The sequence below is a fragment of the Desulfobulbus rhabdoformis genome (assembly GCF_016919065.1).
In the GTDB taxonomy this organism is placed as follows: Bacteria; Desulfobacterota; Desulfobulbia; order Desulfobulbales; family Desulfobulbaceae; genus Desulfobulbus; species Desulfobulbus rhabdoformis.
The window spans coordinates 23,463-44,270 of the sequence record NZ_JAFFQA010000045.1 but is presented as its reverse complement, the minus strand read 5'-3'; the positions used below and the strand labels follow the sequence as shown (position 1 = coordinate 44,270).

17 protein-coding genes and 1 tRNA gene are annotated in these 20,808 nt (G+C 51.5%); 11 read left to right on the top strand and 7 right to left on the bottom strand.

Annotation, left to right across the window (positions count from 1 at the left end):
* Positions 1-173 precede the first annotated feature (173 nt).
* From JWJ90_RS18600 to JWJ90_RS18580, 5 genes are all read right to left on the bottom strand, one after another.
* Positions 174-1,352, bottom strand: a complete 1,179-nt coding sequence (locus JWJ90_RS18600; RefSeq protein ID WP_205228720.1) for a PDC sensor domain-containing protein — start codon at positions 1,350-1,352, stop codon at positions 174-176.
* A gap of 590 nt (positions 1,353-1,942) precedes the next feature.
* Positions 1,943-2,019, bottom strand: a tRNA-Met gene (locus JWJ90_RS18595).
* Between the two features lie 37 nt (positions 2,020-2,056).
* A complete protein-coding gene (locus JWJ90_RS18590) occupies positions 2,057-2,527 on the bottom strand; it encodes an acyl-CoA thioesterase (RefSeq protein ID WP_205228719.1) in 471 nt (156 codons plus the stop codon).
* A gap of 3 nt (positions 2,528-2,530) precedes the next feature.
* Positions 2,531-3,757, bottom strand: a complete 1,227-nt coding sequence (locus tag JWJ90_RS18585; protein ID WP_205228717.1) for a cofactor-independent phosphoglycerate mutase — start codon at positions 3,755-3,757, stop codon at positions 2,531-2,533.
* Positions 3,758-3,786: 29 nt separating this feature from the next.
* A complete protein-coding gene (locus JWJ90_RS18580; RefSeq protein WP_205228716.1) occupies positions 3,787-5,094 on the bottom strand; it encodes a homoserine dehydrogenase in 1,308 nt (435 codons plus the stop codon).
* Between the two features lie 494 nt (positions 5,095-5,588).
* Here JWJ90_RS18580 and JWJ90_RS18575 point away from each other — a divergent pair, with 494 nt between their 5' ends.
* From JWJ90_RS18575 to JWJ90_RS18555, 5 genes are all read left to right on the top strand, one after another.
* Positions 5,589-6,263 carry an adenylate kinase gene (locus JWJ90_RS18575; RefSeq protein WP_205228715.1) on the top strand — a complete coding sequence of 225 codons (675 nt, stop codon included), beginning with the start codon at positions 5,589-5,591 and terminating at the stop codon, positions 6,261-6,263.
* 419 nt (positions 6,264-6,682) lie between these two features.
* The gene (gene hemC / locus JWJ90_RS18570) at positions 6,683-7,615 is read left to right on the top strand and encodes a hydroxymethylbilane synthase (RefSeq protein WP_205228714.1); all 933 of its coding nucleotides are present in this window, start codon (positions 6,683-6,685) and stop codon (positions 7,613-7,615) included.
* A 106-nt stretch (positions 7,616-7,721) separates the two neighbouring features.
* On the top strand, positions 7,722-9,305 hold the full coding sequence (gene cobA / locus JWJ90_RS23760; RefSeq protein ID WP_338032345.1) for a uroporphyrinogen-III C-methyltransferase: 1,584 nt from the start codon (positions 7,722-7,724) through the stop codon (positions 9,303-9,305).
* Entirely contained in the window at positions 9,259-9,819 is a 561-nt protein-coding gene (locus tag JWJ90_RS18560; RefSeq protein WP_205228713.1) for a cereblon family protein, read from the top strand. Before cobA ends, JWJ90_RS18560 begins: the two co-directional genes overlap by 47 nt.
* Before the next feature lie 85 nt (positions 9,820-9,904).
* Positions 9,905-10,621, top strand: coding sequence for a hypothetical protein (locus JWJ90_RS18555; RefSeq protein ID WP_205228712.1), 717 nt, complete (start codon positions 9,905-9,907; stop codon positions 10,619-10,621).
* Here JWJ90_RS18555 and JWJ90_RS18550 read toward each other — a convergent pair.
* The gene (locus JWJ90_RS18550; RefSeq protein WP_205228711.1) at positions 10,601-10,885 is read right to left on the bottom strand and encodes a hypothetical protein; all 285 of its coding nucleotides are present in this window, start codon (positions 10,883-10,885) and stop codon (positions 10,601-10,603) included. The genes JWJ90_RS18555 and JWJ90_RS18550 overlap by 21 nt on opposite strands.
* A gap of 29 nt (positions 10,886-10,914) precedes the next feature.
* Here JWJ90_RS18550 and JWJ90_RS23755 point away from each other — a divergent pair, with 29 nt between their 5' ends.
* Both JWJ90_RS23755 and JWJ90_RS18540 read left to right on the top strand, forming a co-directional pair.
* Positions 10,915-12,633 carry an FG-GAP-like repeat-containing protein gene (locus JWJ90_RS23755; RefSeq protein ID WP_205228710.1) on the top strand — a complete coding sequence of 573 codons (1,719 nt, stop codon included), beginning with the start codon at positions 10,915-10,917 and terminating at the stop codon, positions 12,631-12,633.
* 262 nt (positions 12,634-12,895) lie between these two features.
* On the top strand, positions 12,896-14,347 hold the full coding sequence (locus JWJ90_RS18540) for a hypothetical protein (RefSeq protein WP_205228709.1): 1,452 nt from the start codon (positions 12,896-12,898) through the stop codon (positions 14,345-14,347).
* Between the two features lie 115 nt (positions 14,348-14,462).
* Here JWJ90_RS18540 and JWJ90_RS18535 read toward each other — a convergent pair whose 3' ends face one another.
* On the bottom strand, positions 14,463-16,298 hold the full coding sequence (locus JWJ90_RS18535; protein WP_205228708.1) for a response regulator: 1,836 nt from the start codon (positions 16,296-16,298) through the stop codon (positions 14,463-14,465).
* 162 nt (positions 16,299-16,460) lie between these two features.
* Here JWJ90_RS18535 and JWJ90_RS18530 point away from each other — a divergent pair, with 162 nt between their 5' ends.
* The 4 genes from JWJ90_RS18530 to JWJ90_RS18515 are packed head-to-tail and all read left to right on the top strand — an operon-like array spanning position 16,461 to position 20,769.
* Complete coding sequence (locus tag JWJ90_RS18530; protein WP_205228707.1) at positions 16,461-16,874, top strand: HEAT repeat domain-containing protein; 414 nt, start codon at positions 16,461-16,463, stop codon at positions 16,872-16,874.
* A gap of 5 nt (positions 16,875-16,879) precedes the next feature.
* Entirely contained in the window at positions 16,880-18,844 is a 1,965-nt protein-coding gene (locus JWJ90_RS18525) for a DNA repair helicase YoaA (protein ID WP_205228706.1), read from the top strand.
* Positions 18,841-19,851, top strand: a complete 1,011-nt coding sequence (locus JWJ90_RS18520; protein ID WP_205228705.1) for a polyprenyl synthetase family protein — start codon at positions 18,841-18,843, stop codon at positions 19,849-19,851. Before JWJ90_RS18525 ends, JWJ90_RS18520 begins: the two co-directional genes overlap by 4 nt.
* Positions 19,852-19,863: 12 nt before the next feature.
* The gene (locus JWJ90_RS18515; protein WP_205228704.1) at positions 19,864-20,769 is read left to right on the top strand and encodes a divergent polysaccharide deacetylase family protein; all 906 of its coding nucleotides are present in this window, start codon (positions 19,864-19,866) and stop codon (positions 20,767-20,769) included.
* The last annotated feature ends 39 nt before the right edge of the window (positions 20,770-20,808 follow it).

Below are 20,808 nucleotides of genomic sequence, written 5' to 3'. Positions count from 1 at the left end.
GAGCATCACTGTTCAAATGCTTACGTACGGTAATTTTTTCCATGCGTGCGATATCTCTCTTGCGAGTTTTTACGGTGGATGAAATTTGATTCGACATGGCGCCTCCTTGTAAGTTGTTGTTTTTCTTACAAAAAGGCGAAAATCGCTAACTCGTTGATATGTCCAGAAAAAAATTAATTTTCCCCGTATTTTTTATAAGGGTTTACGAAAGCTAAATCCATTTTTAGCGCTATTACTAGGTTTCCGGCTGCATCGGGAATTGCTGCTCCTTCACCCTCTGCGATATCCCTGAGCCCTGCGATAGCAAGATTAATCGGCCGGGCTATAATGAGGGTGGAGATAAAATACACAACAACAAACAAGACAAGGAGACTGACGATGCCGATAATAATGTTTGTCGTACGTAATGCATTTGCCGCCGCCAGGACTTTATCCATTGAAACCCGAATCGTGAGGTTCCAAATATCAAGGTCCTCTCCAAATTTGACAGGGACAGAAACAGACAGAGCATCTCCGTTAAAATCCTTTGTCTGCAATATTTCCTGATACGATTGTAGGCTATTGGTGGCCTGCAGCGCTTTACTTGATATAAGTTTTTTTCCAATTGCTTTTTCATCAGGATGCGTTACCACAGAACCATCACTGAAATTCAGGATGCCGAAGCCGGTATCAAACGGTTTGATGAGGGAAATGATTTCTTTCATTTTATCCATACCATAGTCAATTCCGGCAACACCAACAGTCTTGCCATTGACTATGATTGGGGAGGTAGCCGAGATCATCATTATCGGCACGCCATTGACCTCGTAAGCTGTTGGTTTGGTAATGAATGGCTTTCCTGTACGCAAAGGAGTCCAATACCATTCACTTCCTTTAGACCCCTCTGCAGGCATGCCGGTCTTACTTTTGACGAGTTTGCCGCTGTATCGCTGCAGATTAGGTCTGAACTGCCCATTTTCGGCAGTTCCGGGTTGATTAACATCCATGCTGCTGTCCCGACCGTCAAATGTATTCGGCTCCCATACTGCCCAGACTCCAAAAAAATCATTGTGTATGACTGCGACCGAGTGCAGCATGTCAACAACCATGGCTCTGGATACAGTGTGCTCAGAACTATCGATTGCACTTAACATTTCGGACAATGTATTAGCTGCAATGACTGCCTTATCAATTTCACTTCTCACTTCAGTGCTGCTCTTGTTCGCTGTTTCCATCACCAGCCTAAAGGCATCCTTTTCAGCATTTTTTGTGGAAATACCGGATATAATGACAATGGTTGCGGAAAATGACAGGAAAGCCACGCCACAAATAAACAACAACATTTTCGTCCGCAATTTCATCGATGCCAGCATAGATTTTTCCCTTTTTAGAATATTCTGGGTGGTAAATGTCAATGACATCATTGACTTATAGATCGGTCCATAAGACTGGAAACTTCTATGTTTCCAAGGAATCTTCAAACTTTTTGTACCATACGGCAAAGAAGGCCTGTGCCTAACAAGAATTACATCGCTTCAGGCGTTCGAACGACAAACAGCCTCCGGTGTCTGGTAAAAATATTGTATAGCAGGAAAAATGCTTTCTCAAGAAAAGGTAACGATATTTATGGCGCTACGGGTAAAAGAAGTGGTCCCGATATTAAACATGACCAAGGGACAATTAAGGTGGCTTTTGGCAATCTAATACAGGTGTGAGGAAACAATCTCAATCTGTTCTACGCGGGCAAAGCTTGAGGTTATTCCTGATAACCTTGAACTGAAGAAAAAAAAGGAGCCTTTCTGATACACGCCGGGATGGCGGCGACATAATAAGCAATGGTCGAACTAAACAGACACCGGACTAAAAAGGCCGACAAGTCACTGTGCAGAAGCTTTACAGACCGAGGGGAGGAGAAACAAAAAAAAGGGTTTAGATCGAATCGATCTAAACCCTTGAATATGCGTGGTAGCGGGGAGAGGATTTGAACCTCTGACCTTCGGGTTATGAGCCCGACGAGCTACCAGACTGCTCCACCCCGCGTTGCGATCTGCATATAATACTAGGTTTTCAGGAAAAGTCAACCTATTTCTTCTTCTGCGTTCCCTTTATTGAGAATAGCTTGAATCTTTTCCAGCACCGGTGCGGGAAAACGGGTCAGTTTGCCCTCTTGGTTGATACAGGCATGAGCGGTAAATCCCTTGACGAGCAGGGTTGATTTTCCGTCACTTTCTTCACGGGTAATGGCGTAATGAAAGCGGCAGGTCAGCTTGGTCACTTCGACTAGTGAGGTGGCGATGGTAATCAAATCATCATAGGCTGCCGAGGCCTTGAATCGCAGATAGGATTCGGTCACCGGAAGGACACAGCCAAACTCCTCTATGGCGCTGTAGGGTAAGGCCCAGGCACGCATCATCTCTGTGCGACCGATCTCAAAATAGCGAAGATAGTTTGCATTATACACCACCTTAGCCGCATCCGTATCCCCGTAAATAACACGGTAGGTGGTTGTAAAAACTGGTTCTTTCAAGCTGACGTTCATCTTGGACATCCCCTACTCCTCCTGCTCAACAAAATGACGAAAAAAGGCTGCACCGGAATCAAGTTTAAGCCCGTTTTTCTCCACGGCGGCCAACACATGCGCCTCGGAGTAGGTGCAGCCAGCAGGCTGGGTCACGCCACGGGAATCGTAGATAAACATGGGCACGGGCCAGTCTTCATGGGTGCGGCGATGGATAGGGGTAAAGTGGTCCATGGTGATGGCCACCCGGAACTCTTCTCCCTGCCGCTCCATCTCCTCCACGATGGGAGTGACAATCTTCTCATCAAAGTCAGCAACGGCCTGCACCTTTTCTTTTGCTAACCCCTGGTGCCCGGTTTCATCGGGTGCTTCAACATGAACCAGGACAAAGTCATTTTTTTTCAGTACATCAATGGCTGCCTGGGCTTTCCCTGCATAGTTGGTGTCCAGGTATCCGGTGGCACCGTCCACATGGATGATGTCAAGCCCGCCAAGCACACCAAGTCCTTTGAGCAGGTCGACGGCGGAGATCAGCCCGCCACGGATACCGAAACGCGCATCTAAGGTTTCCATAGCCGGGCGCTTTCCCTCGCCCCAGAGCCAGACCGCATTGGCGGTTCGCTTCCCCTGGCGTTCTCGCTCCCGGTTCACCGGATGCTTCACGAGAATCTCCTGGGCCTTTTCCATGATATGGGCAAGCGACGGCACCTTTTCGTACTCTTTATAAAAAGAAGTGACCTCCTGATCGGAATAATCATGGGGAGGCACAGTGGAAAAATCTGTGGGAAGCTGCCCGCTGAAGACCAGCAGATGACGGTAGCTCACACCTGGATAGAGGGCAATTTTTTCTGAGTTGAATGCTTCCTGCAGCGCCGTGATAAGCTGGGTGCTCTCCTCGGTAGAGATATGACCAGCACTGTAATCGATCATCCTCAGGCGACCATTAGAGGCCCGCTCAACATGGACCAGGTTACAGCGAAAGGCAAGCTCGTCAGGACCAAGTTCCACTCCCAGACTGGCTGCCTCCAGAGGGGCGCGTCCGGTATAATACTTCTCCGGCTCATACCCCATTAAGGAAAGGTTGGCAACATCACTGCCCGGTGGATAGCCCTGGGGAACCGTTCGCACCTGGAGCATCTCCGAGGCGTTTGCCAAGCGATCCATGGTGGGCGTTTGGGCTACTTCAAGCGGGGTCTGGTTATTCAGTGCCGGTACAGGCACATCGCCCATACCATCACCGATCAAAAGAATATATTTCATGGTGTCCTGTCTATGATTCAGATGTCGAATCAGTCCTCCTCTTCGAGAATGCGGATCTTAACCACCGGAGCTGTAATGGACTCCAGCTTGCTGATCTCCTCCAGAGCGCCACGCACGGCAGACTCTTTGGCGTGATGAGTCACAATAACCAGCGGCACGGCCCCAACCTTCTTGCGCCCTTTCTGAATAACCGACTCGATGCTGATCTCATATTTACTGAGGATACCTGCCACCTTAGAGAGTACACCGGGCTGATCGAGAACGGTTAAGCGAAAGTAGTAAGGCCCGTACAACTCATCCATGGGGGTTATCTTGCGCGGACGCATCTCGGTGGGCAGATAGGAAAGCGAGGGCACCCGATTAATGGAATTGCTCTCAATATTCCGCGCAATGTCGACCACATCAGCCGCTACGGCAGAACCTGTGGGCATCATGCCCGCTCCCTGGCCGTAGAGTAGAACATTGCCCACCGTATCGCCCTGAAAATGAATGGCATTATACGCGCCGTGAATGGAAGCCAGCAGATGACTCTGGGGAACCATGGTGGGATGGACCCGGGCCTCGACATGATCGCCATGGTTGCGACTGATGGCCAGCAGCTTGATACGGCAACCGAGCTCACGGGCCAGCTCGATATCCATAGGCTCGATGCTTGCGATGCCCTCGGTGGCGATCTCGTTATGGGTGATGGGCATACCGTAGGCCATGGTCATAAGAATGGCCAGTTTATGAGCGGTATCAATGCCTTCTATATCATAGGTGGGATCGGCCTCGGCAAATCCGAGTCGCTGGGCATCTTTCAGGACCTCCTCAAAATGAATCCCCTCATCGGTCATACGGGAAAGAATGTAGTTGGCGGTGCCGTTCATGATCCCCATGATGGAAAGTATCTTGTTGGCAACCAATCCTTCTTTCAGCGCCTTGATAACCGGAATACCGCCACCTACACTGGCTTCAAAGCCGACTTCGACATTCTTTTTGGCGGCTGCCGCAAAGATTTCCGCGCCGTGCTGGGAAAGCAGCGCTTTATTGGCGGTGACCACATGTTTGCCAGCTGCGATTGCCTCCAGAACAAAGGTTTTCGCAGGTTCCATCCCACCAATGAGCTCAACAATAATATCAATCTCAGGATTATTGATCAGCTCACGAGCATCCTTGGTCAAAGTCACATCGTCAAATTTTTCCGGCAGTTCGGTCGCACTGTTATCGGCAACGCCCGCCAAGTGAATGGTCATTCCGGAGCGCTTTACCAGTCTTTCCCGCTGCGAGTAGAGCACCTCTGCCAAGCCTTTACCTACCGTACCAAACCCGATCAATCCGACCTTGATTTCCTTCATGCCCGTTATCACCTCGAAAAAATGGAATAGGGAATATCGTATCTGAGCAACTGTTGCACTTCTGCTTCTCCAGGCGGTGGCCCCCGCTGCCACAGAGGGCAAATGAGAGGGTCCTGAAACAAGCTCAGCAAAATGCAACGCTTATGTGGTGAGCAACAATCTTTTTCTGCGCGGTTTTCTACCCTCTTTCCTAAGCCTTGTCAAAAAGTATACACCGCTTCTTCCACAGCCAGAAGCCCGATTCCCCTGAAGCCTTCAAGTGACCGCTCAATGGAGGTCAGTCCCCACCTGCCTGGCATCCATTTGTTTTCCTGGCTTTAGCCGCCTTTATCACTTCCCCTGATTCAATCTATCATTTTCTCTGGCACATTCAGGCCAGGTACTGTATATTCCCCAAGGCAATGAGAGGTCATTCATTTTTCGACCCTTCTTTTCACTAATTATATAAAGACGTTACCTAACAATCCTTTGAACCAAACATGGAGGAAGCCGGCATGAACATCCTTACTTTCGGCCCGAACGGCAGCGGTAAAGGTACCCAAGGCGCGATCATTAAAGAAAAATATGGCATCGATCACATCGAATCCGGCGCCATCTTCCGCGAGCACATCAAAGGCGGCACCGAGTTGGGTAAGAAAGCCAAGGAATATATTGATCGCGGCGATCTCGTTCCCGACGAAATCACCATCCCGATGGTTCTTGAAACCTTGGGCAAATCCAAGGAAAAAGGCTGGCTGCTCGACGGTTTCCCCCGCTCTCTGGCCCAGGCAGAGGCTCTGGACAAAGCGCTGAAAGAAGCCGACATGAAGCTGGACTGTGTTGTTGAGATCATGCTCGATCGTCAGATCGCTAAAGATCGCATCATGGGTCGTCGTCTCTGCGCCAACGACAACAACCATCCCAACCACATTGCTTTTGATGCCATCAAACCGGTAGAAAAAGATGGTAAACTGGTTTGTCGTGTCTGTGGTGGCGAGCTGTCTGCCCGCGCCGATGATCAGGACGAGGGAGCAATCAACAAACGTCACGACATCTACTACGACGAGACCACCGGCACCATGGCTGCTGTCAACTACTTCAAAAACCTGGGTGGCGCTCCGGTTATCTCTGTTGATGGTTCCAAAAACATCAAGGAAGTTTCCGCTGACATCATGGGTCAGCTGCCGTAAGGACAATAGCCTTTACGCTTCCAACATTGAAACGTTCCTGCGCCGTATGCGTAGGAACGTTTTTTTTTGCCCTCTTTAAAAAAGCGTAAGCTCGAGGAGAGCAGGCTCATCCCAGGGTGTTTTTCCCAGGAACCAAGCCATGTAAATTGACAAATATCCGCGAAAAAAGTATATGCCCCTACCATTGGTGGTTTGCAGCCTCCATGAAACATCGTAAAAAAAGATGTCTTCTGACGCAAACACCTCCACAAAACCAAGAGTATCTCTCAAAACGCTTTTGCCTGAATTCGCCTCGGCAAAATACGTGTGCTCAGCAAGCGAGACAACAGCAGTTGCTCTCTTGCCTCGGCTTTCACTTTTTAACGATCACACGCGCTGATAGACCGAATTGATTTCAGCTTACCTCCACAGGATAGGGAATGAGAACTACCTTACGCATAGGAACACGCGCCAGCTTACTTGCTGTGACCCAATCGACCTGGGTTAAAAATCAGATCGAAAATGCACACCCGCAAACCCAGGTGGAATTGGTTAAGATTACCACCAAAGGCGATAAAATTCTGGATGTCCCCCTGGCGAAAGTCGGTGGAAAAGGGCTCTTTGTCAAAGAAATCGAAGACGCTCTGCTCACAGGTGAGGTCGACCTGGCGGTGCATTCAATGAAAGATGTTCCCACAGAATTACCCCAAGGACTTCATATCGGCATCATTCCGGCACGAGAAACCCCGTTTGATGCTTTTATATCGAATAAATTCGATTCCATAGATGCCCTTCCCCAGGGAGCGACCATGGGCACCTCAAGCCTGCGTCGCAAGTCACAGCTCTCAGCTTTGCGTCCGGATCTCAACATTGTCGACCTGCGTGGCAATATTGATACCCGGCTGCGCAAGCTCGATGAGGGAATCTACGATGCGATCATTCTCGCAGGTGCTGGCTTAAACCGACTGGGTTTAAGCAAGCGCATCACCACCCTTTTGCCCGCAAGCCAGATGTTACCCGCAATCAGCCAGGGGGCACTTGGCATTGAGCTGCGCCAAGACGACAACGAGCTTTTTAAGGGGCTGCAGTTTCTTCATCATCTGCCGACGGCGGTGACAGTAGCGGCTGAGCGGGCTTTTCTCCTGACGCTTGAGGGAGGCTGCCAGGTTCCCATCGGTGCCTTTGCTACGCTTGAGGGAGAGACAGTCAGTCTCACCGGCCTTGTTGCCGAGGTAGATGGCAGCCGTATCCTTACAGATACCAAGAGCGACACCGCTGCCAACGCAGCCGCTCTAGGAACAACCTTGGCACAGCAACTCCTTGATCAGGGTGGTAAAGCCATACTGGACGAGGTGTATAAAAACAACGCCTGAGATTTTCTAAACAAACGTGAGTGTAACGCAGGCTGTACCTAAAGCAGCTCGCCAAGTCCCAGCCTGAGCAATCACTTTTTACTTTTTTTGCCCAAAGAGAAATACTGTGACAACTTCCCAATCATCATCCCCTATCCCCTGTGGCAAAGTCTATCTTGTCGGTGCTGGTCCCGGCGATCCTGGTCTGATTACCCTCAGAGGGAAATACCTGCTTGAACACGCCGAAGTGGTTGTCTACGACTATCTGGCCAACCCCAAACTTCTGGGATATGTGCCCAAAGATGCAAAACTCATCTATGCCGGAAAAAAAGGTGGGGGGCTTCATGCATTTACCCAGCAAGGCATCAACCAGCTCCTGATTGACCATGCCAAGGAAGGCAGCATGGTTGTCCGCCTCAAAGGTGGCGACCCCTTTATTTTTGGCCGTGGGGCAGAGGAAATCGAGGAACTGGTTCGGGAGGGAATCGATTTCGAAGTAGTCCCGGGTGTGACCTCGGCAACAGCCGCGGCAACCTATGCCGGAATCCCCATCACCCACCGGGAATATACCGCCTCGGTCGCTTTTGTGACTGGACATGAAGATCCAACCAAGAAATCCTCCAATATCTCCTGGGAGAAGCTGGCAACCGGTGCGGGAACCATTGTTGTTTATATGGGAATCAAAACCCTGCCCAGCATCACCAAAAAACTCATAGAGTATGGCCGTTCGCCCGATACCCCGGTCGCGGTTGTTCGCTGGGCATCAACTCCGCAACAATTTTCCGTTGAAGGGACGCTTGCGACCATCTGCGAAGTGGTGCAGAAAGCGGATATTAAGCCTCCTGCACTGGTGATTGTGGGGGATGTGGTCAAGCTGCGTAAAACCATTGACTGGTTTGAGCGACGTCCGCTCTTTGGTCAGCGCATCGTGGTCACCAGAACCCGTGAACAGGCCAGTGACCTGGTGGTCAAACTGGAGGAAAACGGCGCCGAATGTCTCGAATATTCAACCATTCATATTGAACCGGTAGAGGATTACACCATCCTTGACCAGGCCCTGGGAGAGATTGACAGTTACTCTTGGATTCTCTTTACCAGCCTCAATGCGGTGACCTACTTTTTTAAACGTTTGCATGAAAAAGGATATGACAGCCGCAAACTAGCTGCCACCAAAATTGCCGTAGTTGGAAGGGCAACCGGTGAAGAACTGCTGAAATATGGAGTTCGCGCCGACCTTATTCCTGAACAATTTACCGGCAAGGGGCTCGCTGAAGCACTTCTGCAAACCGAGGTCAAAGGTAACCGCATCCTCCTGCCTCGGGCACTGAAGGCAACGGAAATTCTGCCTGAAGCGCTTACCGACGCGGGCGCCATGGTCACCATTGCCCCCACGTACCAGAATATTCCGCCCCAGGGCAGACGTGAAGAGCTGCGCGACCAGCTGGAAGCCGGCAGTGTGGACATGATCACCTTTACCTCCTCCTCCACAGTAAGCAACTTCCTCTCCATGCTGGGGGCTGCAGACGGGCAGGAACTCCAGCGACTGCTTAACAATGTGCGTATCGCGGCCATTGGCCCGATCACAGCGGAGACTGTTCGCGATAACGGGCTGAGCGTTGATATCCAGCCTGAACGCTACACCATCGATGACATGGTGCAGGCCATTGTTTGTTACGCTAAAGACAATCCATCGCAGCGGACAAAAGGCTGAATCGATACCTTCCGGCTCTGTGCTGATGCATCGCTTGGCTCGGTCCAATGTTTTTGCTCCCCCGCTGTATCGGGTGCAAGGCTATGCCCCGCCTACAGGGCAGGAGGTCCGATGTTATTGTCGCAAACGTAAACAAAAAGCCCTTATTCGGCAGGCTCCCTCTTTTTCGGAGGAGCCTGCCGAGAATGAGGATAACCAGCTCTACTGCAGCAACTGCGCCCACCCCATCACCGCCGAAGAGAACGCTATCTCGGTCAGCGGCAGCTACCATCACGCTTTTTTCAATCCTGCGGGCATTACGTATGAAGTACGTTGCTTTCAGCTCGCCCCGGGTGTGACGCCCTATCTTTTTCCCAGTAACGAATTTTCCTGGTTCGCGGGCTACTCCTGGCAGATTGTTCATTGCTCGGCCTGCCAGGCCCACCTTGGCTGGCGCTACATCCAAGACGCAGGTAGTCATATTTTTTTTGGTCTGATCGCCAGCAAGTTGCAAAAAAAGCAGAACCTCCGGTAACAGCCTTTCATAAATTGCCCATTGTTTTTCCCCTCGATCGGGAGTAGTGTTTTATTAAGGCTACATTATATGAGGTGTCTGCTCCGTGAAATCGAAATCTATCCACCAAACACCCCATTATCTGGGAATCTTCCTTGCGATCTGCCTGCTGCATATGCCCGCACAGGCGGCAGATAGAACTGCCCCCACCTCCCAAGCCGATTGGGATGCCACGGTCAACTCCTTGCTTGCTACCGGCATGTACGGAGTGGAGGACAGCCTGCTTGCAGGTTTAAGCATGCGCCTGCACAACAGTGACGCAAATATGCCTGGTCTCCCACATGCCGAATCCCTGCTCTCCACCCAGGCCATCACCTTTTCTTACGAAGGATCTTCCGGCCTGCTGCAATTCTCAGCAGGCTACCTGCTCTCCGAGGATCCGGCAAGCAACAAGCCTGCCTCTGTTTTTCTTGACATTGAGCCCCTTGGCGAAAATTTCAGTCTCTATCCTGAACGATCATGGTTCCTGGCACTTGATCTCTCACGCTCCTATCAACTTGATGAGAATTTTTCCCTTTCCTTAGGGAACAAGGCCCTCTTGTTAAAAAACCCGTACGACCTGCGCGAAGGCCGATCAGTTTCCTTGCTCTTCAGCATGCCGATCACCTACAAAAATTACATCACCATAACCCCCGAAGTTCAGTGGACACGCCCACTCACCCCCTCAGATGCCGGAAATTCTGCAAGTGCGGCCTCTTCCAATACCCGCCTTCAAACCGAAGATATTTTCTACGGTGGCCTTTCAATCAGTTTCTCGTATTAAACATCCATAAAATGGTAAAACTTTTTTAAAAAGCCAGGCACATTGCTGAATTCTCGGCTTCTTTACCCGGATTTTTCTTTTCTTTTTTGGTAAAACGCGAGAGATTAGCAAGAGTGCAGCAAATACAGATCTCAGCGATCGCCGAGTATGTCCTGAAAAATGCCGGTGACCGTTAAACCAGGCCCTTATTGGTCTGCAGCTGATAATCTGCTGGCTCGCCCAACGAGCATTTTTTTCTTGCACACCCCCAATAACTTCAATCATTTTATCCACCAGAGACAGGAGTACACCCCGTGAATCGACATTCTCTGCGCAATTTTTTTACCAGCCTGGCGAAACGCTTACCTGGCGGACGATTATGGGCAACGGGCCTAAGCCTTTGCCTTGCCATAGCCTTAGCCTGCACTACGCCCGCTGCTGCTGCGCCCCCTGTTGCCTCCAAGCCACAGGTGCTCTTTCTCCCCTTTGATGTGCAAATCCCCGGCTCGTACAGTTACCTCCAAAACGGCCTGGCCTCCACCCTGGCCAGCCGCCTCTCTTCACGGGCAAACGTTGCTGCAGTTGCCCAAACAAACACATCAAATCAACTGGCCCATGCACTGACGGAAGGCAACTACTCCCGCTTTGGCCAAATGCTTGAGAAATCCGGCGCCGATTATCTGGTCATGGGTGCTCTGGCCCCCAAAGCCGGGCAATTTGAACTGGTCAGTTATGTGTTCACTCGAACCGGGTCACAGGCCCCAAAACAGTTTGAACAGGATTTTCAAAGCGTAGATGATGCCATGACGGCTATCGACGCCATGGCCTGGGATATTAGCGGCAAGGTGTTTAACAAACCCAAACCTGACGCACTGGCAGGTACAGGCGCAACCGGTATGAGTGGTTTCCAAACCGCACACCCTGAACGAGCCTACCGTGAAGGATTGTTTTCCGGTTCGCCTGTTGGCCTGGAGCAAGGCGGACCATTTGAACTGGTTAAAAGTTTTCGCTCCAAAGGTGTGGCAGGTGAGGCCATGGACATCAACGTTGCCGATCTTGAAGGGGATGGCCAGGAAGAAATTCTGGTACTGACCAGCGGGGCTCTGCGTCTCTACCGCAACGACAACGGCTCCTTTCGCATGCTGGCCACCATCGATTTGCCTGACCACCTGCGTTACCACGCGATCAGCATGGCGGATATGAACAACAATGGATTGCAGGAAATCTATATTAGTGCCAGTAACGGAGACAATCCTGATTCCACAGTCCTGGAGTGGGACGGACGTAAAATAAAAACGCTGACCGACCATGTCGCCTGGTACCTGGACACTATAACAGCACCGGACGTTGCCCCCATGCTGGTGGGGCAAAAAGGCATCTCCTATGAATTTCCCGGCGGCGATATCTACACCCTGCAGTTCAAGACGAATGGTACCATTATCCCAGGTAAACCTCTTTCCCTGCCGAAAGGAACAACGATATTCAACTTTACCCTGGCTGACATCGATGGGGACGGCAACAGAGAAATCTTAACCATTTCCCACTCAAATCACCTTCAAGTCTTTGATGCCGATGGCACCCTGCGCTGGACAAGCCCAGAGTTGATCGGAGCCAGCAACAAATTTTTCGGAACCCCCACCAGCACCAACAACTCGGTGGAAGCCGATAACGACACCCTCTGGATCCACACACGCATCGCCATTGCCGACCTGGACCAGGATGGCATCAATGACGTGCTTGTTGGCCGCAATCGTGTGGAATCGGTGCGTTTCATGCCCAATCTCCGCTATTTCGATGGTGCCAGCCTGGCGGCCTACCAATGGAAAAACGGCACCATGCAAAGCATCTGGGAGACCCGCAAGCTTGCAGGTTACCTCACCAACTACCAGGTGGGAACGAACACCCCGGCCGAGAACCAGTACACCATCTTTTTTGTCGAAACCGAAAGCTCCTATCCCTTTGCGTTCTGGCAATCAACAACCAGTTATCTGAACTGTTATACGTTGCAAGTGATCCCCTCACGGCTTCAGTAAATCTAAAAAATTCGACTTTCTAATTTTTGTTTTCCCCCTCTGCCCGGCGCTACATTTTTGTCGCCGGGCTTTTTTTTATCCTGCTAACCCTCTAGAAACAGGAATTTTCCTCCCCTTCCGGGTCTAACCTTTCTGTGGTTAAAATATTTTTACTTTGCAGTAAAAAAAACTTGACGAGGGTGTCCTGGTCTTATAGGGTACGTGTAACTCAAATATGTTTGTAACAGTCTCTTGCACAAAGAGAAAAACGATATCCCAATAGTTGAGTACAAGCTTGAAACGTCGTTTTCGATCCACTGCTAAAGAAAACGATAAACTTGCATGGACCACATGTAAAACTAAGGAGAGGACAATGAAAAAAGTACTGCTTACAGGTGCTGCCCTGATGCTGGCCGGTGGCATGTTTGCTGCTGATGCGACCTACGCTGCTGAGCCTGGTGTAAACATCACCGGTAACGCCCGTGTTCGTTTATGGTATAAAGACACCTATGACTTCAATGATGGTAACCAAAATGGTTCGGACACCACTATGGATTCCCGTGTTCGTCTTGACATCACCGGTACCGCAGCCGGTGGCGCCTATGCGAAAGTTCGTATCCGCATGATGGAAACCATCATGGGTGATTTCGATAGGGATGCTTCAGATGGCATTGGTGACACCAACAACAGTAACATCTGGGTTGATAAAGCCTATGTCGGTATTCCTTTCAGTGATACCTTCATCCTGGAAGTCGGTAAATACCGTTCCACCTACGGCCCTGTAGGTACCACCCACAACTTCTTCTACGATGACGTCCACCTGACCGGTTTTCGTGGCATTATCACGATGGATAACGTAACCATCAATCCTTTCCTTGAGTGGATGGAAGAAGGGCAAGATTCCGATTATAGTGGAACTTCAGACAGCGCTTACGATCACGACGAGATCCGTTTTGGTGTTCATGCCAAGGCCAAGCTGAATGCAGACTGGACCGTTGGCGGTATGATTGGTTATCAGACTGACGCTCGTACAGAGGTTACTGGCATGCAGACCGACCCCACCGCATCAGATTGGGGCTATGTATCCAATGAAGGCTTCTTTGGTTCTCTCTATGCCAAAGGTCAGAGTGGTGCATTCGGTATCTACGGTGAGATTGCTGTGACCGAAGGTGACCTCAACGGCATGAACTCCTGGCTTGATGATGATGTTGCAACTGATTACATCGGCTCTGACGACACTGGTTTTGGTGGCTACATTTTCCCCAACTACCAGATGGACAGACTCAACATCGGCTTGAACCTTGGTTTCACCCAAGATGGCTTCCAGCCTGACCGTGCGTATGGTTTTGTTATGCTGGGTGCGACGGATAATAGCAAAATTTCCGCACACAGAATTGGTTCAGGCGGCGACTGGATCTGGGGTGGCTTGGTTGCAACCTATCAGATCAGTGAGAGCCTGTCCCTGACCGGTAACTTTGTTTACGCTGATGTAGACGCTTGGACCGAAATCGGTGATGGGCCGAGAGGTGGTTTTGATGCTTCCTCCAGCGCCATGGAAGACAACGATTTTGCTTTGGATTCAGCTTGGGAACTCTCTGCAGTCCTCAAGTACACCATCAGCCAAGGGGCTGATGTCTACTTCTCTATGGGCTACCTGAATCCTGAATTCGAAGACGATACCCGGGAAGACGACGCAGCTTTCGGTGCTCTGACCCGCTTCGAGCTGAAGTTCTAATATAGAACGTACACAGCAAAGCATGAAAAAGGCGCTTGGGCTACCTGCCCGAGCGCCTTTTTTTATGAGTACTTACCACTCAAGCTCAGCTGTAACATTTTGACACTTTCCCCCTCTACTCTTCCACCACCCGAGGCAACAAAATTGTCGCCCGCGTCCCCCCTGCCTCACGATTCTCCAGACTCAGCATTCCGCCATGATCATCAATAATACGTTTCACCAGGGTCAACCCCATCCCCGTCCCCACCATTTTGGTGGTAAAGAAAGGATTGGCAACGCTCTCTCCCGACGATTCGCCCAGGCCATGACCAGTATCCCGCATAAGAATACGCACCTCATCGGGCTCCAGCGTTACTTCAATCACCAATTCACCGCCATCAGGCATGGCCTCCAGGGAATTTCTGATCAGATGCACCAGGGCCTGTTGGATCAGGCGGGGGTCTACTTCGACTAAGGGATCGGTATCGGGCAGCAGCATCACCTGTTTTATCCGCTGCTCTTTCACCGCACTGTAATGCAGGAGTAATGATTTATGAATCAGGGGAAAAAGATGGGTCCGCTCAAGCTCGGGTTTCACCTGCTCCACAAAGCTGAAGAGATCCTCCAGGGTTTTTTCGATTTTCTCTGCCTCGCCGGACATCATCGCCAGAAAACGGAGCAGGTCTTTATCCTCGATCTTCCGGGCGAGCAAACGGGCGGTACCACCAATAGCTGTGATGGGGTTGCGGATACTATGGGCCAGCTGTGCTGCCATGTGACCTAGGGCGGAGTAGCGTTCCGCCTCCACTAGAAGATCTTTATTTTTCTCCAGTTCCTGAGAAGTCGACTCAAGCTCCTGAATCTTACGCTGCATATCCATGTAGAGATGACAATGCTCGATGGCCAGGCTTGCCTGGCTGGCAAAGCTCTCCAGAGCACGAATCCTCTCCGCATCTATGGGACTGCGGTTCACAAAGTGATCGGCGATAATAACCCCCAAATCACGGCTGGGTGAATAGAGCGGGATGACCACAAAGGAGTCTTCCTGCAAAAGCCCGATCAACTCCAGGGGGACCGAACAACGTGCTTTTCCGCCCTGCACCAAAATGGAGGTGCGCTCACGAACTGTCCGAATCAGAAGATGCTCGCGATCGGTTGCATCGACTCGAAGGGCGCGGACAATTTTATTGACTTCATCATCACGGGAGTTGGTATTATCCTGGATGCGCTCAAAAAGATCGTTCAGGCCCAGATCCTGATCCTGCAGATCCTGCCAGATTCGATTTCCATCCTCACGGCTGCCCGGCCCAATTGCAAGACGTCCTTCAAGGGTGGCTCCTGACTCATTAAAAAGGGCAAGAAAGGCCCGGTTAAAGCCGAGCCCCTCATCAGCGGTGATGCCGATGAGAATGGCCAACAGCATCTCATCAAGCTCGGTCATACTCAGGTAGGCGCTGTTCATCTTCATGGCCAGCTGATGCGCGAGACCAATACGGTAGTTGGCCTTTTCAATCTCACGCTGATACTGACGGTTACGGATGGCAAGACGCCGTTTTTCAAGAACCCGGCGCAGGGTGGCAAGCAAATCAGTAAAGTGGACCGGTTTGGCCAGGTAATCGTCAGCACCGTAACGCAGGCAGGTCAATGCGGTTTGCAGGTCCGTCACAGCAGTCAGCATAATAACCGCCCGATCTGGATCCTCTGCCTTGAGTTCGGGCAGCAGCTTGGAACCATCGGCATCTGGAAGGCCAATATCAAGTAGGACCAATGCTGCTTTATGGGCGGCTAATTGCGATTTAAGAGTAGCCGCCGAATCGGCGGTGACCGAGGCATAGCCCTGCTGCTCAAGGAAATCCTGGAGCAGGGCCACAATATCTGGAAAATCATCGACAATGACAATCACTTCACCTTCCTCCAGGAATTCATCCTCTGCAATGGAAAGGGGAGGAGGGGGAAAGTGTTGTTCAATCATTTGACGTGGCCTTGGTTGAAAGTTGAGAAAAAAAACACATAATGACTGACTTTGTTCTACTCGCCAATAAAAAGTGTGTCAAGATGCGGTGATATCGATTCTCGGATTGCTCGCACCCGACAGCCATGGTATTGACAATATACAATGAAAACGGAAAAAACTATGCCGCACTTACACCAAGCCATCGAAAAAAAATCCCCCGTCAGTGACGAAGAACTCCTCCAGGTTATTGCCGACTTTCTGGCCATGGGCCATGTGGAAAATATCGTGGCCATGTTTCGCCAGGACCCCCGCTATTTTGCATGGACAGGTCAACTCATAAGCGACGAACGCTTTGCTGTTCGCCTGGGGGTTTCTGTCCTTTTTGAATACCTCCTGGAACTCTGCCCGGAACATCTGCATCTGGCCATCCCCAGCCTGGAAGTTCAACTGAAAAATTCAATATCCTGGGTGCGGGGTGAAGCCGCCAATGTGCTGGGAATTATAGGCAGCCCAGAGGCGCTGGCCCCTCTCTCAGTTCTCTTGGATGACGACTCTCCCCAGGTGGTTGAGATCGTCCGTGATATTCTGGGGTAGTGCAGATGGAGCAGTTTTTTGGCCCCCAGGGCATTCTTGCTCAAAAATTAGCAGGGTATGAGTGCAGACCCGATCAGTTGCGCATGGCCCAGGCTGTCGATGATCTGCTTATGGCCGGGGATGACCCCTCGGAGGGGATGGCTGCCAGCCTGGTGATTGAAGCGGAGACGGGACTGGGGAAAACACTTGCCTATCTGATTCCTGCTGTGCTCAGTGGTAAACGAGTGGTCGTTTCCACCCACACGAGGAATCTGCAGGATCAGATTCTGCTCAAAGAGATCCCGCTCATCCTCAAACACATTGATCCGGGACTCAACGCACTCTGCGTCAAAGGGCGACAAAATTACCTCTGCCTCTATCGCTACCACCAGCTGCTGACGGAACGTGCCGATGGCGCCCTGGAAGCAGAAGAAAAAGAACGGCTGGAGGCATGGCTTCCGACGACTTTTTATGGTGAGCGTGCCGAACTGGACTGGTTAAGCGGCTCCTCCCCCCTGTGGCACAAAATCTGTTGTCAGTCTCATTTCTGTCTGGGCGCCAACTGCCCAGAGGCCATGGACTGTTTTCTCAACCGGTTGCGGCGGGATGCGGCCAACTCTCGCGTTTTGATCGTCAACCATCACCTGCTTTTTTCCGATCTTGCCGTACGCCGTTCCGGTTATGGCGAGGTCTTGCCTCGTTACGAGAGTGTCATTTTTGACGAAGCGCATCATGTGGAGCAGGTCGCGACCTCCTTTTTTGGTTTCAGCTTTTCCCGCTATCAGGTCGTTGACCTGGCAGCCGATCTCGAACGGAGTGCCCAGAGCGAACTCTCTGAAGGAACTCTCAGTAGGTTGCTCACAGCAATCGGCCGTGTGCTGAACAGCGTTGAACGCTTTGCCGCTGTTTTCCCCATGGAACGGGGCCGGTTTCCGCTCACGACTGAAATCATCGAGCAGCCCTCGGTTCGTCAGGCCCACAACGACCTGCACGCAGCGCTCAACCACCTGATGGAAGCTCTTGATCCGCTAGGCGGGGGGGATTCTGTTTGGCGGCAATATCTGGACCGTACCCAGGATCTCACCGCCCGCCTGGAGCGCTTGCTTGCAGAACAGTTTGATGATCTACCAGCCGAAGAAATCCCGTTTACCTATTGGTTTGAGCGCAGCGAGCGCAACCTGACCCTCTGCGCCACCCCGGTCGACGTGGCCCTGGAGCTGCAGGCGAGTCTGTTTTCCACGGTACGCCACTGCATCTTCACCTCGGCCACCCTGACTACAGGAGGCAAATTCACCTATTTTCTTGATCGAGTGGGATTGAGTTCGGAAACACCAACACTCTCCCTGGCCTCTCCCTTTGATTATGCAGGACGTACCCTGATCTACGTTCCGCCCCCCTCTTGCCCGGAGCCCAACGCGCCGGGTTACGTGGAGGCTATCCACCAGAACCTGGAACAGCTCATCCACCATGCCAGGGGACGCAGTCTCTGTCTCTTTACCTCTTTTGCGGCCATGGACCGTGCGGCCTCCTTTCTCGAAGGACGCCTGCCCTACCCGCTTTTGGTCCAGGGGGATGCCCCCAGGCGACGTCTTCTCGAGACATTTAGCCGCCAAACCGAGACAGTTTTATTGGCGGTGGCCAGCTTCTGGGAGGGGGTAGACATTCCAGGAGAAGCGCTGAGCCTGGTCGTTATTGACAAATTACCGTTTGAAGTCCCCAGCGACCCTGTTATTATGGCACGAGTAAATCGTATAAAAGCACTTGGCGGCAATCCCTTTATAAAATTTCAGATCCCCAGAGCTATCCTCACCCTGCGGCAAGGAGTTGGGCGGCTTATGCGGACCGCCGAAGATCGCGGAGTCATTGCTCTTTTAGATACTCGGCTCTTCACCAAGGGATATGGTCGTCAATTCCGTCAAAGCCTGCCACCTAGCCCCCTGACCCGTGAGATGGATGAGGTCGCAGCATTTTTTGAACACCTGTACTCATGACCTCAATCCCTGATTTTACCCCCCTCCGCGCCATGGCCGCCTCTGTGGCCAGCCAGGTTGAAGCTGCCATGCGCGAAGACCTCGCCCTGGCTCTCAAGGGCTGTGATCCCCTTTTAGGGGAAGTGCTCGAACACGCCCTTTTTAGTGGCGGCAAGCGTATTCGTCCCCTGCTCACTGTCCTTTGCTCCCGCTGTTGTGGTCGGGATGATAGTGATCTCTACCTGCTGGCGGCGGCCTTTGAGTACCTGCATGTGGCGACTCTGGTCCATGATGATGTGATTGATCATGCCCCCAAGCGACGTGGCAAAACGACTGTCAGCGCCCAGTTCGGTCTGGAAGCCGCCATTCTGGCAGGTGACTGGCTGCATGCGCGCAGCATGTATCTGATTGGAAAGCTTGCCGGTGCAGAGGGGCTTGAAATATTTTGCGAGGCCACCGGATCCATGGTCAACGGCGAGTTTGAGCAACTGCGCTATATTGCCGACATGAACACCGGTGAAGAGCAGTATTACAACGTGATCAGACAAAAAACCGGTAACTTGATTGCCTCCACCTGCGCCATCGGAGCCCTTTTTGCGGGAGCTGATGCCCCCCGAAAAGAGGCGCTGGCCACCTATGGCCATCGCATTGGAGCTGCCTTTCAGGTGGTTGATGACCTGCTGGATTTTCAGGGGCAAAGCGAACAAACAGGCAAGACCACGGGCAATGATTTTGTCGAGGGCAAGCTAACCCTGCCCATCCTCCACACCTACGCTCGGGCTACTGACGAAGATAAAAAAGTTCTGGAACAACTCTTTGCCGGAGACCGCAGCTCCCAAGAGGCCTACCAACAGTTATACACTCTGATCGAACGCTACCAGGGCTTTGCCACTGCCGCCCAGGCCGCCCGCGAATTCTCCCTTGAGGCGACCGAAGCGCTTGCGCCCTTTGCATCCACGCAACATTCTCAAGAAGAAATAGAACTGCTCAATCTGTTGGCGGGCTATATACTCTCCCGCAATAAATAATTTTTCATTTTTGTGCTGGTTCGCTTCTTCTTCAGGGCTTTTCTCTTCATCACTGCTGTTCTGGTGCTTCTCCTGGCACCGGTGCGGCTTGCCGTGCCTCCTGCTCCCCCCTGGCATATCGCTCAGAAAGCATCAACGCTTCGCCAGACGGGTTCACCTGGTATACGGATTCATGATCAACGCGTCGCTGAACTGCTCCCTCAGGGAGAACCTCAAAAATCTTCTCCCCCTGCCTCCACACAGCCTGTTGATCAAATAAGCCGCCCTAAAGTCGCTCTTATCATCGATGACATGGGCTACAATAAAAGGATTGGCCTGAAATTACTCCGCCTGCAACTTCCTTTGAATTTTTCCTTCCTCCCCCAGGCACCCCATACCCAGGAACTCCTCCACCTGGCCCAGCAAATGGACCGCACGATCCTGGTACACATGCCCATGGAACCGCAATCCGACAAATGGAAAGCAGAACCCGTGACGCTATACACAAAGGATTCCCAGGAAGAGCTTGAGAGAAAAGTGGAACAAATGCTGGAAGCAGTCCCCCAGGCCCGTGGAGCCAATAACCATATGGGATCTCGCTTTACTCGAGAACAAAAAAAGATGGCAATCGTGCTGGGTATTGTCCAGCAACACCATCTTTTTTTTGTTGATTCCTACACTACGGGAAATTCTCTTGGCTTGAGCTCAGCCAGGAGAATGGGAATTCCCACGGCCAAACGCAATATTTTTTTAGATAATGAGCAAAATGTAGACGCGATCTGCAAGCGGCTTGGTCAGGTGGCAGAACTTGCCAGGGAAAAAAAGAATGCCATCGCCATTGGGCATCCCAATCAGGCGATGGTCACCGCCCTTGCTTCCTGTGCCCAAGAAAAACTGAACGAAGTTGAGCTGGTCTCCGTTGAAGAGCTGCTCAGGTGAGGCGGGGCTGAGATTACGGTGGACACTACAAGACATGCC